Source organism: Paenibacillus oenotherae (genome assembly GCF_019443105.1).
Taxonomy (GTDB): domain Bacteria; phylum Bacillota; class Bacilli; order Paenibacillales; family Paenibacillaceae; genus Paenibacillus_Z; species Paenibacillus_Z oenotherae.
The window spans coordinates 124,870-139,345 of record NZ_JAHZIJ010000007.1 but is presented as its reverse complement, the minus strand read 5'-3'; the positions used below and the strand labels follow the sequence as shown (position 1 = coordinate 139,345).

The 14,476-nt window shown below is 47.2% G+C and carries 9 protein-coding genes; 8 read left to right on the top strand and 1 reads right to left on the bottom strand.

Annotation, left to right across the window (positions count from 1 at the left end):
- The first annotated feature begins 41 nt into the window (after positions 1-41).
- The 8 genes from K0T92_RS12365 (at position 42) to K0T92_RS12330 (ending at position 13,071) form a co-directional block, all read left to right on the top strand.
- Positions 42-776, top strand: coding sequence for a hypothetical protein (locus K0T92_RS12365; protein ID WP_219872781.1), 735 nt, complete (start codon positions 42-44; stop codon positions 774-776).
- A 48-nt stretch (positions 777-824) separates the two neighbouring features.
- Positions 825-3,845, top strand: a complete 3,021-nt coding sequence (locus tag K0T92_RS12360) for a sulfotransferase family protein (RefSeq protein WP_219872780.1) — start codon at positions 825-827, stop codon at positions 3,843-3,845.
- On the top strand, positions 3,842-4,912 hold the full coding sequence (locus K0T92_RS12355) for a glycosyltransferase (RefSeq protein WP_219872779.1): 1,071 nt from the start codon (positions 3,842-3,844) through the stop codon (positions 4,910-4,912). The genes K0T92_RS12360 and K0T92_RS12355 overlap by 4 nt, the downstream gene beginning before the upstream one ends.
- A gap of 52 nt (positions 4,913-4,964) precedes the next feature.
- Positions 4,965-6,806: an acyltransferase family protein gene (locus K0T92_RS12350; RefSeq protein WP_219872778.1), complete on the top strand. Its 1,842-nt coding sequence runs from the start codon at positions 4,965-4,967 to the stop codon at positions 6,804-6,806.
- Between the two features lie 23 nt (positions 6,807-6,829).
- Positions 6,830-8,659 (top strand): sulfotransferase domain-containing protein, encoded by a 1,830-nt coding sequence (locus K0T92_RS12345; protein ID WP_219872777.1) that lies wholly within the window; start codon positions 6,830-6,832, stop codon positions 8,657-8,659.
- A gap of 5 nt (positions 8,660-8,664) precedes the next feature.
- The gene (gene cysC, locus K0T92_RS12340) at positions 8,665-9,174 is read left to right on the top strand and encodes an adenylyl-sulfate kinase (RefSeq protein WP_219872776.1); all 510 of its coding nucleotides are present in this window, start codon (positions 8,665-8,667) and stop codon (positions 9,172-9,174) included.
- A 632-nt stretch (positions 9,175-9,806) separates the two neighbouring features.
- A complete protein-coding gene (locus K0T92_RS12335; protein WP_219872775.1) occupies positions 9,807-10,802 on the top strand; it encodes a zinc-dependent alcohol dehydrogenase family protein in 996 nt (331 codons plus the stop codon).
- Positions 10,803-10,824: 22 nt separating this feature from the next.
- Positions 10,825-13,071: an FAD-dependent oxidoreductase gene (locus tag K0T92_RS12330; RefSeq protein ID WP_219872774.1), complete on the top strand. Its 2,247-nt coding sequence runs from the start codon at positions 10,825-10,827 to the stop codon at positions 13,069-13,071.
- 483 nt (positions 13,072-13,554) lie between these two features.
- Here the strand turns inward: K0T92_RS12330 and K0T92_RS12325 are convergent, their stop codons facing one another.
- Positions 13,555-14,376: an AraC family transcriptional regulator gene (locus tag K0T92_RS12325; RefSeq protein ID WP_219872773.1), complete on the bottom strand. Its 822-nt coding sequence runs from the start codon at positions 14,374-14,376 to the stop codon at positions 13,555-13,557.
- Between the last annotated feature and the right edge of the window lie 100 nt (positions 14,377-14,476).

Genomic DNA, 14,476 nt, shown 5'->3' with positions numbered 1-14,476 from the left:
CCACATTTTACAGCTGTGAAGAAGTGCGAAGGAGCCATGCGATGAAAAGGATAGATGCATATTGGGAACAACGGAATTTTGACAAAAGGGTTCTGGAAGTCGAAATGGATGCGGACGATTCCTCCGATTGTCTGGCTGCCCTTGAGGATGATTGCGCAAATTATGAATATATTGTAGCTAAAGTGCCTAAGCACAGACTGGATCTCGTCCATGGTCTTGAGGCATCCGGGTTTAGATTTATGGAAACTCAAATGGAAATGAGCATGAATTTAAAGAAGCTCGCAGAGCCTTCAAGATTCACTAAAGCGATTGCTGATCATATTCGATTCCAAACGGTAGATACACGAGAACATTTGGAAGCGCTGCTATCTAATATTGATGAAGATCTTTTTGTAACCGATAGAGTGTCGCTTGATCCTGTATTAGGTAATGGCATCGCGCACAAGCGTTATATCAATTGGATCAGGGACGGGTTTCTCAGTGGAAACGCTCTGATCATTGAGGCGATATTAAAGTCGAATAAGGTCGGTTTTTTCTATTTCACGAAACGAAAAGATAAGACCATCCATGCGGTATTGGCCAGTGTATACAAAAACGCCAGAAGAAGAGCGATTGGGCCAAGCTTCTTGGAGGAAATCTGCAGCTGGCTGGCTAAGGAAGGGTACACAAAAATTACTACAAGGGTTTCGTCGAATAATCTTGAATCATTAAGAGCCAATTTATTTGTCGGTTTCGAAATGAAGGAGATATACTACATACTAAGAAAGCTAACATGATGATTCACTGCGTTGAAGCAGTAATTAATAAGTGACTGAGGTACAACGATGAATACTAACGCAATCATTATTCTAGGCATGCATAGAAGCGGCACTTCCTTACTGGCGAAGACAGTGAGATCGCTGGGTGTTTATTTGGGCTCTGAGGGGCAGATGATCGGTCCGCGCGAGGACAATCCTGAGGGTTTCTGGGAGCATGCGGAGATCGTGGATATCCATGAGAAGCTGCTGGCCAGCCTGTCTTCTTCCTGGGATACAACAGAACCATTGCCTGCAGAATGGTGGCAGTCTGAAGAAGCGGCTGCGAGCCGCGAGCAGCTGAAGGCTATTATTTCGCGGGATTTCTCGCAGCGCACAATATGGGGGTTCAAGGACCCGCGCACCTGTCTATTGCTGCCGCTGTGGAAACCTGTCTTGGAAGAATTGAATATTGTCCCTTCTTATATAGTATGTTTGCGTAATCCGCTTAATGTAGCAGCCTCTCTTCACAGGCGGGACCGGTTTACCAATGAGAAGTCTCTTGCCCTTTGGACACTGTACGTCTTGTCCAGTCTATACCATACTCAGGATGAGAAACGAATCATTGTCAGCTATGACCATATGCTTGAGCAGCCTGTCGAAACGGGCAAAATCATCAGCGATTTTCTGAATATCCCATTCGATGAAGAGGTTCGGGATAGAATGAGTTCCTTGCCTGACCGCACATTAAGGCATGGCACTTTTGGGACAAGTGATATGCTGCAGATGCAATCGGTTCCTTCCATCGTTAAACATATTTATCAAATAGGATTGAGCGGGGAGAAAGATCAGAACGAGTTAAATGGTGAGATGCTTCATGAAACGGTACGCAGCACATATGAGAGCTTGATCCAATCCGCTCAACTATTGAACCATAAGCGGGCTTATCGCATGCAAATCTACTGGGCGGGGGCCGACGCGCAGTTTACGGAAGAGAAGTCGACGTACATTACAGTCAGCGCTTCCGGGACAATGGCTTCCTACCAGGTTGAGATCAAGGAGGAAATTGGATCAGCTCTGCGGATAAACTTCATTCAAGAACTTCCGTATATTCAATTTTCCCGGTTGCTGCTTGTACAAGGAGAAGTAGAGGTAGACCTGCTGAAGAGCGGTAACCTGGCATATGTTAACTGTCTCGTGTTGCATGACTATGATGCGGGAGCGAATAAGGCGGTAGGAATTAGTATTGGGCCTGACCCCCAGTTGTTCATAAAGAACTTGCCGCTGCTGCAAGGAAGTGCCACCTTGCTGATCGACATCGATCACTCGTTTCAGATTGATGAAGAGGTGATTAAGAGACTGCTGCAGCAAATCAGGGGGCTCCAAAGAGCTGATGGGGAGCAGGAAGCGCTTCGCTTGGCTGCCGATCAGGCTGAGAAGCGTCTGGGAATGCAAGTGGAGCATCTTCAAATTGCTAATGCAGCCCAGGAAGAGACGATCCGCCTGGTTGCCGATCAGCTTGAGAAGCAGCTTGAGACGCTGGAGCTGCTCTGTCGCGATAAGGATACGCTTGATGCAGAGCACAAGCATCTTAACCGGCAGCTGCAGAGCAGAAAGGTTGAAATTGCGGAGCTGCAGGATCAATTGCAGGCAAAGGACAAGCTTCTGATGAATGAGCTGCTCCTGCATAGGCAGAGGGATCAAGAAATCGAACGCTATCGCCGGGAGATTGCTTTATATTCAGCGTCGTTGTCGTGGAGAGCTACGATACCTTTGAGATGGCTCGGGGATGTGGCAAGACGATCCAAACGAAGTGCGAAGAGATTGGCCAAAAGCACGCTACAATGGTATGCCGTCCAGCAGAACAGACGCAATCGATCCGATGGCTTGCCAGGCAAATTAATTGATAAGAAGTACGCGATAGTCATTTCTCACACTAATTATTTGGAATCGATGGGCGGCACGGAAAAATACATTTATGAGCAGTATCTGCATCTTGCACGCCATGATATTGGCGTTATACAGATTTTCCCAGGTCAAAGCTATTCCTTGCTGGATACGAAGAATGGCGCTTACTATGGGGTCGTTGCAGACGGGCAATTCAGAGGCTTCCATTCCATCATGGATATCGTAGAGTGGCTCTCTGGGCTTCAGATACAGCTGACGACACTGTATACGCACCATTTGTTGAACTGGCAAATAAGCGACTACACAGCCTTATACAGCGGCGTCCAACAGAAGCATACTTTCTTGCACATCCTCTATATGCACGACTTTTTTACCCTTTGCTCCAGTTACCATATGCAGTTTGAACCGAAGACAGCGATTAGCAGGATGCAGTTAAGTGAGCGGAGATCTTGCATTGCCGACATCGCAGCATCGCCTTGCGGTGTGGCCCCGATTTGTCTCGGCTGCCGGCACAGTGTGCAGCTCTCCGAATGGAGGCAGGCGATCCAGGCTGTATTGGCGCAGGCGGATCATATTGTAGTACCGTCTAATATTGTCAAAGAGACGGTTGCCGCTGTGTATGGCGATATGGTTCATAAATTAACGATCAAGGGACACTTGAATTTCACCGAGCAATCCATCATCCACAAGCCAAAGCCTGTTCAGCGGAAAATAAGGCTCGCTTATCTGGGTTATAAAATGGACAATAAGGGCTGGCAGCTATGGGAGAGTCTGTACAAGGATAAAGAGCTGGGGCAGTTATATGAATTTCATCATGTTGGCTCCCAGGAGAATTATTCCGATCACGTTGTCATGCATTCGTATTCTTTTATTGAAGACGGCAAGATGGCAGCGCCTGATCTGCTCGCCAAGCATGACATCGATCTGGTCCTGCTCTGGTCGATTGTGCCGGAGAGCTATTCGTATACGCTTCAGGAATCCATTGCTGCAGGGGTTCCTGTGCTCACCTCGCCTCTAAGCGGGAATATTGCGGCTACCATCCATGCGCATCCTGAGCTTGGCAAGGTGCTGCAAAGTGAAGAGCAATTACGGGCGTTTCTATTCGATGCAGGGGAAGTCCTATGCTATGTGTCGGGGGATCGAGCGCGCTACGTGCTGGAATACAATCACTTATCATTTGATTTAGAGGAGCTCTCATTATGATTATTACGACATCGATTTGTGCCAACTATTTGCCCAAAGCAATGGTGTTGGCAAAATCTGTTAAAAGAACGAATCCGGATGCTCGTGTCATCGTTTGTTTGCTTGAGCGGGAGATCCACCCTGCGGCCACGGCGTATCCTTTTTTTGATGAGGTCGTGCTGGCTAAAGATCTCGGTTTCGAGCATTTTGACAAATTTATATTCAAGCACTCTATTGTCGAGGCGGCCACGTCAGTTAAAGGGCAGCTATTCATTTACTTGCTGAAGCATTATGCCGATGAGAATCAATTTGTTTATTTGGACCCGGATATTGAAGTATATGATGAGCTTGCCGAGTTGAAGGAGGCTCTGCATGAACATGCGATTGTGCTGACGCCACATCTATGCCAGCCGGAGGATATGATGGACGCTGTTATGGACAACGAGCTTAGCGCGCTGCAGCACGGGGTGTTCAACCTGGGTTTTCTGGCTATTTCCAGATCGGAGGAAGCCGAGCGTTTCGCGGCATGGTGGGCCAGCCGGTTGTCCATGTTCTGCTATGACGATATCCCGAGAGGAATATTCACCGACCAGAAGTGGATTGATCTGGCGCCGTGCTATTTCGATGTTCATATATTGAAGCACCCAGGGTATAATGTTGCTCCCTGGAATTTATCCAAGCGCAAGCTTGTTTTCTCTGATTCATACCGGGTGAACGGGGAGAAATTGCGGTTTTTTCACTATTCCGGATTCGATTCAGGCGCGAATGAGGGCATGATCAGGAAGTATGTTCCTGACAGGACCAACTGTGTCTATCATTTGCGGGACAACTATGTCAAGCAGTTGGAAGAGGCGGATCAATCGAGACTTGGCAAGGTGCAGTGGTCTTATGACCAGTTTCAGAGCGGCGAGACGATCAAGCGCAATTCCCGCATCGTCTTCCGTGACGTGCCGGAGCTCCCGTACCGTGTGGATAATCCGTTTGCTCAAAGCAATGAGTACTTCGAGAAGTATGTAAGTCCCCAGCTTGTTGCCCGGAATGTGATCCAGCAAGGGAAGAAGCTGTTGAAGCGGGTCTTGAACCGCTAATAGGACTGGGGCAGGAATGACAGTGATGAAATAGGAGTAGGAGAAGCGCATCATGGAAAAATCCAGATTGTTATATCCCGATGTTCTTCGTATCGCGGCTATAATCGGTGTTGTGCTCATTCATGTGACAGCGCCGACAATAGGAATCTTGCATGTTATAGGAGAAGTACGGTTTTGGTGGACGGCCAATTTCATTAATTCTGCTGTTCGGTGGAGTGTCCCGATATTCGTCATGATCAGCGGGATGATGCTGCTTCACCCGGATAGAACCGAGACGGCCAAACCGTTTTATAGGAAAAGATTAGGCCGCGTGCTTCCGCTGTTCCTGATATGGAGTTTTATTTACTATTTGTGGGGGATTCGAGATGAGCTCAATCTGTTTGAGTGGGAATCCTTCCTAAGGGGCTTGATCGGCAATCGTATTCACTACCACTTGTGGTTTGTGTATATGCTCATTGTTCTCTATCTCATGACGCCGCTGCTTCGCGTAGTTGTTAAGCATGCTTCTGAAACGATGGTTATGTATGCTTGCGCAGCGTGCTTTGCCGCTCCCAATATAGCATCCATTGCCGGTATGGCAGGCTGGGAGCTGGGAATTCAGGTTCCTTATATAACCGGCTATATCGGATACTTCTTGCTTGGTTACTATTTATCCGTTGCCAGTGTGGCTGCCAGAAGGAGGCGGCTCTTGTATGTTGGCGGCTGCGGCGCGTATCTAATCATTGTGCTGGGGAATTATTGGATGACGAGCAAATTCTCTCATGTGGAAAATTACTTCAGTAATTATACCTCTTTCCCCGTATTGATTACAGCTGCGGCGTTATTCGTCTGGTGCAAACAAATCCGTTTCCATTTCATTTCGGCAGGATCTGCACGGCTGCTTTATTTCATCAGTTCGTCGGTTTTTAGTCTATACTTGAGCCATTTGATTTTCTTTGAATTCCTTTACCAAATACGCCCATGGGATATTGTTCACGGCAATCCTTGGTTGTATGTAGGGGTTGTTACAATAATCGTTCTTCTGCTGTCGTTTCTGCTGTACCTGGTTTGGCGAGGCGGCGGCTATGCGCTATGGAAGGTGATGCAGTTCTCCTCTCGTATGCCTAAGGTGAAGGAGCTGCTTGCACATATCAAGGAAATTTATGATTATAGAGAGATGTTCCGGAATATGGTGCTGAAAGACCTGCGGGCAAGGTACAAGGGCTCTGTGCTGGGCTTCTTCTGGACATTCCTGAATCCACTGCTCATGCTAGGCATATACAGCTTTATATTCTCATCTATTATGAAATCGGACATTCCCAATTTCCCTATGTTCATACTGGTCGCGCTTCTGCCCTGGAATTACTTCTCGCAGGCGATTACGCAGGGCGCGCGAAGCATCATCAACAATGCCGAGCTGTTGAAGAAGGTATATTTTCCAAGAGAAATCCTCCCGTTAGCAGTCATTGGCAGCAATTTGATCAACTATTTATTCACACTGGCCATTCTGATTCCGGCGCTCTGGCTCAGCGGGGTTCAATTAACAACGGCACTAATTGCCTTTCCTATTGTTCTGCTCATACAATCGCTGCTTATAGCGCCCATTGTCATGCTGGCCTCGTTGGGGACTGCGTACTTGCGTGATCTTGAGCATATTCTTCAAGTAGGCATCATGATTTTCTTCTATCTGACTCCGGTTCTATTCCCAGTGTCGTTCATTCCGGAGCCATTCAGATGGATATTTGATTACAACCCAATGACCCCTATTATAGATGCATACCGGGACCTGTTCTTGTACGGGCAATGGCCGGATTTCGGGGGGCTGCTTCCGATGCTTCTCGTGCTGGTTGTGTTGAATACGGCAATGGCAGCCGTCTTTTCGTTGCTGCAGCGAAACGTGGTTGAGGAGGTATAATGGGCATAAGCAGGAGTGGACCCATGAAGAACGCAATTGAATTGCATCATGTATATAAGAAATTCAATATGCGGAGCGGGAAGAACAATACATTAAAGGACAAAATCTTTAATCCCGATCCGCAGCCATCCAGGGAAATGTGGGTGCTTCGCGATATTCATCTGGAGGTGCCGCCTGGATCCAGCCTGGCTTTGATTGGCAAGAACGGATCTGGAAAAAGCACGCTTCTGAAATTGATTTGCAAAATTCTGTACCCTACTTCCGGAGAAGTGAGAATTAACGGCAAAATTTCAACACTGCTGGAGCTTGGGGCGGGCTTCCACCCTGATTTTACCGGCCGGGAAAATATTTTTTTTAACGGTTCTGTGCTCGGATTTACCCGCAAGCAAATTCAGTCCAAGCTGGATAGTATTATTGCGTTCTCCGAGCTTGAGCCGTATATCGATATGCCAGTCCGGAACTATTCTTCCGGCATGTATATGAGGCTGGGCTTTTCCGTTGCCATTCATATGGAGCCGGATATCCTGCTCATGGATGAGATTCTGGCAGTCGGTGATTTTGAATTCCAGAAGAAATGCATGAATGAAATACTGCGTTTGAAGAGCGAAGGCACAACCATTGTATTCGTAAGTCATTCGGGTGACCAGGCACAACAAATATGCGATCAGGCGATATGGCTTGAAGATGGCCAGATTAGGCTCAGTGGGACTTCGCGCGATGTGGTGGCTGCCTATGAGAAGAGCAGTATGACGCACGCATCTATCCCTGAATACAACTACCGGATGGGCTGCAGAAGCCAGCAGCAGCGGGACTTTGGACAAGCGTTGAAGTATTTCAATGGGGCGCTTGAACACGGCTATAACGAATTCTCAGTCAAAATATTACGCTCATCCGTTTATCTTGAGCTGGGCATGCAAGAGGAAGCAAGCCGCGATGCCGAGCGCTGCCTGGCTATCGCCCCTCCGGGAGCCGATTATGAAAGTATAGTCCAGCATGCTCGGTTCATAAACAGCAAGCGTGGGGTCGAGATGGTGAGTTCTGCTCAGACGGTGCTGTTTGATCACTCAACAACCAAACCTGACTTTCTGATTATCGGGACACAGAAAGGAGGAACGACCTCCTTGTACCATTACTTGACCCAGCACCCGAACATTAAAGCTGCTGCAGTCAAGGAAGTCCATTATTTTGACCATCAGTTTGATAAAGGCTTTGATTGGTACAAGCGTCATTTTCCACCGGGTCTGTCGGCACAGGCTCTAACAGGGGAGGCCAGTCCCTACTACTTGTTTCATCCTCAAACACCAGGAAGAGTACGCGAGCTGCTGCCGGACACGAAATTGATCGTATTGCTGCGGAATCCTGTTGACAGGGCCTATTCCCACTATCAAATGATGGTAAGAAGGGGATTGGAGCAATTGTCTTTCCCGGAGGCATTGCTAGCCGAGAGCGCCAGAGTGCAGGATGAATACGAAAGAATGGCGCAGGATCCCGGCTATAGCAGCACAAACTGCGAGCATTTCTCTTATTTGAAACGTGGTCTATACGCGGAGCAATTGAAGAGATGGTTTCATTATTTCCCACCTGAACAGTTCCTCATCATGAGCAGCGAAAGGCTGTTGCAGGATCCCGCCGAATGCTGCCAAAGGGCATGGGATTTTTTGGGCATGCGGGCATGGGGGCTGACAGAATTTACGCAGCTGAATGAGGGGAATTATACGAGCGGCATACCCGCTGAAACTTTGAAGTGGCTGTACGAGTATTTCGCCGAACCGAACCGGCAATTGTTTGATCTGATTGGCGAGGAGTACGATTGGAGCCCGTCTGAAAGAACGAATTCATCATTAGGGGAATGAACATTGTGAAACAATTGATATGGCTGACGGGTCTGTCTGGCTCAGGCAAAACGTCGATTGCGAATGCGCTGAGGCCGCTGCTTGCAAATTGTTATATTCTCGATGGCGACGTTCTGCGCGGGGGGATTAACCAAGACCTGCAATTCAGCGAGGAGGATCGGATTGAAGCAGGCAGAAGAACGGGTGAAATTGCCAATATTCTGCTTCATGCGGGCCTTAATGTGATCGTTGCTTCCATTTCTCCACACCGGGCAACGCGCAATAAGGTTCGTTCTCTGGTTGGAGATGCCTTCATTGAGGTGTTTGTTCAATGCCCATTGGAAGTTTGCGAGCAAAGAGACCCTAAGGGCTTGTATCGCAAAGCGCGATCCGGTGAAATTACACATTTTACAGGAATCGATTCGCCGTATGAAGAACCTGTAGATCCTGATGTAATCGTGGAGACGAATAAGCTTTCTCTAGATGCATGTGTGGCGAGGATTATGGAATTTGTTGCTCTGAATCGCAAGGATTAAACGAGGGGAGCAGCTCCAGAGCTGGTTCACCGCTCTCCACAGACGGAACGGTAAGCGGGATGGAAAGCGGGAGGGAAAGCCTGCTCAAGAGCAGGCTTTCCCGCTTAAATCCGGCATTTGGCTGAAAAGCCTGCAATGGAGCAGGCTTTTCAGCTATTTTTCCCTCAAAATAGAGTTCGAGCGGCAAAAAGATGCTGGCTCGCAGGAATTACGGTCAATTGGATAAACAAACGGTCTAAAGGATGCACAATCGCAGGGATGTTAGTTGGCGCACCCTTGTGGACTGATCCTGATGGTGAGCTTTTCAAGTAGTAATTGAAAAAATAATATATTAATCCATATAAATACTATTATTCAATGAGATAAAAAGCAGCCGCAATTGGCTGCTTTTTAGTTTTTTTCGCGGCTGGCCGGGTTAAGCATTGGCTTAGCTAGCCGGCGCAAGACCAGTATCGGCTCAGACTGAATTCAGTATGAAATAATACATGTCGGCCTGATTAGTCCATGTCAGTTCAACGATCAATATGTTATTTTCTATCACAAGGCACCATGCATGACAAAGGCAAGGCTTCTGCTGGACATCCAGTAAAACGTTTCGCAGCTCAGATTAGTGACCGAAGGGGTGAAGAAAAGTGAAGGCGCTTGTAATCGAACAACCGTTTCAAGCCAGTATTCAAGAAGTGGAATATCCGGTACCGGGTATGAACGAAGTGACCATCAAAGTGGAGCGAACAGGGATATGTGGAACAGATATTCATATTTACGAAGGGACTTATATGTCGTCCTATCCACTCATTCCGGGGCATGAGTTTTCGGGTGTCATTCATGAGATGGGGCCGAATGTGGCGGGATATTCAGTGGGCGACAGAGTGAGCGCAGATCCCAATATATTTTGCGGCCATTGTGAATATTGCCAGACTCACAGGTCCAATCAATGCGTGAATTTTGCGGCAACAGGTGTAACCAGAAATGGAAGCATGGCAGAATATGTCCGGGTTCCAGCTCATACGCTGATCAGGATACCCGAATCCATGACATTCCAGCAAGGGGCCTTCATTGAACCAATGGCATGTGTCGTTTATGCGATGAATCGGCTGCAGGTTCAGGCAGGCAGCAGAGTCATTCTATTCGGTGCCGGTGCAATGGGGCAGCAGTTAGTACAAGCGATCTCGCGATCAGGAGCATCAGAGCTCGTTGTGGTTGATATCTCTTCATCCAAGCTTCGACTTGCAGAGCAGTATGGAGCAACCCAAACGGTATTGAGTGATGAGCTCGATACTCATCTGTACGGGCAGACCTTCGATATCGTTGTGGAGGCAACGGGCATTCCTTCGGTCATTCAGAGAGCCTTCTCGTATATGGGGCCTGCTGCAAAATACTTGCAATTTGGAGTAGCCGACAGTGAGGTTACGGTACCCTTGAATCCTTTCAAGCTTTTCAACTATGATTGGACAATTCTAGGTTCTATGGCAGTCCATTATACAACCATTCCGGCGATGAGATGGATCAGCGAAGCGCGTATCCAGGTCGATCATCTGGTCTCGCAGACGATCTCATTGGAACAAACGCTTGATTTTTTTGAGAAATCGAAAGATAGAGATCTTCTGAAGACACAAATTCAATTTTAGTATAGATAACGGAGTGAAAACAATGAGATACGAACACGTTCAGTCAGATGTTACTGTAGTTGGCGGCGGGCTTTCAGGAGTAAGTGCAGCTGTAGCAGCTGCCCGCTTGGGGCAGAAAGTAGCTCTTATCCAGAATCGTCCGGTTCTGGGGGGTAATTCAAGCAGTGAGATGAGGGTTTGGGTCGTTGGAGCAACAGGTCATGGTGTCAATCGTTATGCGAGAGAGACGGGCATTCTAGGTGAAATGTTCGTAGAGAATCAATATACCAACCCCGAGGGCAACCCCTATTATTGGGATCTTATTGTTCTGGAGAAGGTACGTCATGAACCGAACATCCAATTGTTCTTGAATACGGATGTCCATGAGGTTGAGGCAGAAGGCGATGAGCTGAACCGTCATATTAAATCAGTGACAGGCTGGATGATGGGCTCTGAACGTAAAATTCGCTTTGAAAGCCCTGTTTTTCTAGATTGTACAGGTGACGGCTTAATCGGTTTTCTAGCTGGGGCCAAATATCAAATTGGACGCGAGGCCAAGCACGAATATAACGAAGCGTGGGCCCCTGATGTGTCGGACAATATTACGCTCGGGAGTACACTGCTGTTCTATACCAAAGATGCCGGACGTCCTGTGAAGTTTGTTCCGCCAAGCTTTACGAAAGATATTACCCAGACGCCGATTCCGATCAAAAGGGTATTGAACAGCGGAGATTCCGGATGCCATTATTGGTGGATCGAGTGGGGGGGAGAAGAGGAGATAGACACCCTTCATGATAATGAACGGATACGTGATGAATTATGGTCTGTCATTTATGGAATATGGGATTATATTAAGAATTCAGGTAAATTTGAAGCGGATACGATGACCCTGGAGTGGGTTGGGAGTATGCCGGGAAAACGGGAATACCGCAGATTCAAAGGGGATTATGTACTTAACCAGAACGATCTGGAACGCCAAACGCAATTCGAGGATAATATAACCTACGGAGGCTGGTCGATTGACCTGCATCCGCCTGAAGGGATGTATGCCGCTGACTACACGTCTCGGCATTACCATGCGGATGGAATCTATCAAATTCCATATCGTTCCCTTTACTCCGTCAATGTAGATAATCTGTTATTTGCAGGAAGAAGCATTAGTGCAACACAAATCGCCTTTGGATCATCACGAGTGATGGGTACGTGTGCCTCTGTAGGTCAAGCGGCAGGAACCGCTGCGGCACTCTGTGTAGATAACAAGGCTACCCCCCGGGAGATCTATGAGAAGCATTTGAAGCAATTGCAGCAAACCCTTTTATGGGAAGATGCATCTATTATCGGGATTAAAAACGATGATCCTGCGGATCTCGCACCTCAGGCGGAGGTTATGGCCTCAAGCCATATAAGCCGCCTTGCAGTGGAGTCGGCAGATGAATCATTCGAGCTCGCAACAGATGTCGCCTTTTTGCTGCCTGTAGACCCTGGCATAGAGAGCATACAAATTCTATTAGACACTGCTGACGACACAATCGTTGAGGTTGAGGTCTGGGATACAGGAAGACCGGAGAATTACATCCCTCATCAGCTTCAAGTTCGGGATGTTCAAGCCGTTGGGAGGGGCAGCAAGCAATGGATAACATTCAATCTCCCGTGGAACCCGGAAAATGCGCAGAATGCCTTTGTGGTCATTAAGGAGAACCCAAGTGTATCCGTATATCTGTCTCATCAGCCAATGAGCGGGGTGCTCTCTTTCATTAAAGAAAAAGCACTGAACGTCGCTCGTGGAATGGAGTCACTTAACCAGGATCAGTTAGTTGTGAAATGGAATATGAAGCGTGTCGTGCGCAAACCATTCTGCTTCCGTTTAGTAAATGAAACAAAGGCGTTTGAGCCTGGCAAAATTATAGATGGTTACCAGCGTCCTTATGGTGGAGCGCATATGTGGCTTTCAGCGCATGTCAAGGATGGTGCTTGGATTGCATTGAAGTGGGACAAAGAAGTGACGTTCAATGAAATTCACATCACCTTTAATGATGATGTGAATGAAGATCTCATCAATCTCCACCATCATCGGACTGAATTTGATATCATTCCGGAATTGGTTCGGGATTATCGTCTAGAGGTATTGGAGAAGGATAGCTGGAAGGTTCTATTTGAAGTAAAAGGCAACAGACAGCGGAAAAGAAAGCATGTCTTAGAGAACGGTGTGCAGGCGAAGCAGCTAAGGCTTGTAGTGGAACAAACGAATGGGACATCCTATGCCGAGGTTGTCGAAATCCGGGTTCGTTAACTTAATCATTGCATAAGCAATAAGCTAAACAAGGGGCTGTCCGAAAAAGCCCAATATCCAGAGTCAGTCCCATATGATGAAAAGATGCCTCCAAACCACTAGAAAGTGGAACTGGAAGCATCTTTTCGTTGTATATGGGGACGTGGCGGAGACTGTGAAATCATCACACCACTTTCTGGATAACCCCTTCTCCAAGTGGTTTGAAGGCAGAGTGACAGAGTAAGAAGCCTGAGAATGCGCATGAATTTCGGCTACAAGACGCCATAATGCTACAATTCCTGCGATCATGCATGCATTTGAGACAAAATTGGACGTCAAGAAGAAATGAAGGTGAAATACCTGCACTCTGGCAGGCATTTCACCTTCATTGGGGCAGAAACGAGCAAATACATGCCGTTTCGCATGTTTCTCCTGGCTCGCATCTCGCATGTATCGGCGTTTGAATGACGGATCATCCTCTGGCGAGGAGTACGTCGGCGCCTGTTAAACAAATTGGCGCTGCAATGAAATCGTACTTCGGTATTCCGTCGGGGTAGTACCCTCAATCCTTTTGAAGCATCTGCTAAAGTAGAATGCATCGTTGAACCCGACAAGCTCGGAGATTTCCCCGATATTCTGATAGCCTTCCTTCATAAGCTCCTTGGACTTGTTAATACGAACTTTGATCAAATACTCGATCGGGGAGCTTCCGGTTATCTCTTTAAAAATGACCTGCAGGTAAGATTGGCTGAGTTGAATATAGTCCGCCAATTCCTGAAGCTTTACCTTATGCGGGTAATTGTCGAGTATATACTGGGATACCTTTTCAACTTTCCGTATTTTATCATAATTGATGGATTGTTTAGAGGAGTTCCACAGGAAGAGAAGGTTCAGCATCTCCATGAAATATGCTCTTTCTCTGAATACCTTATTGAAGGTATTGGGCGAGATCCATTCCTTGGTTAAATTCCGAAACAAATTAAGTACCCTGGTAAATAGATGAGAATCCGTTATTTGCAGAAACGACTGCATAGGCAGCGGAATGTCCTTCTTGATCCACTCCTTGTCATCGAATAGCAGGCAGGAATATTGGAAGTCCATCGCATAACACTTCATTGGATTATGCTCGAACGTATATCCCCATCTCACATCGCCAGGCTTAAAGTAGATCAAATCCCCTTTGCCCACCCGGTGTTCTTCATTGCATCCAATAACAGCTTCTCCATCATAGATAAGGATTAAGGAGTGGGTATCCCACACCTTTCTATGATTGACCCATGAACCATTTACGACTCTATGAATGACTTGAGTGAAGTGAGGAACCATGTTGTGTAAGTCACCTAAAGCATCGTTCATAGCATTCACCTATGGAATTAGTTTATTTTTGCAAACGCATACATACCGTTTTTATAGTGTTGATGTTATC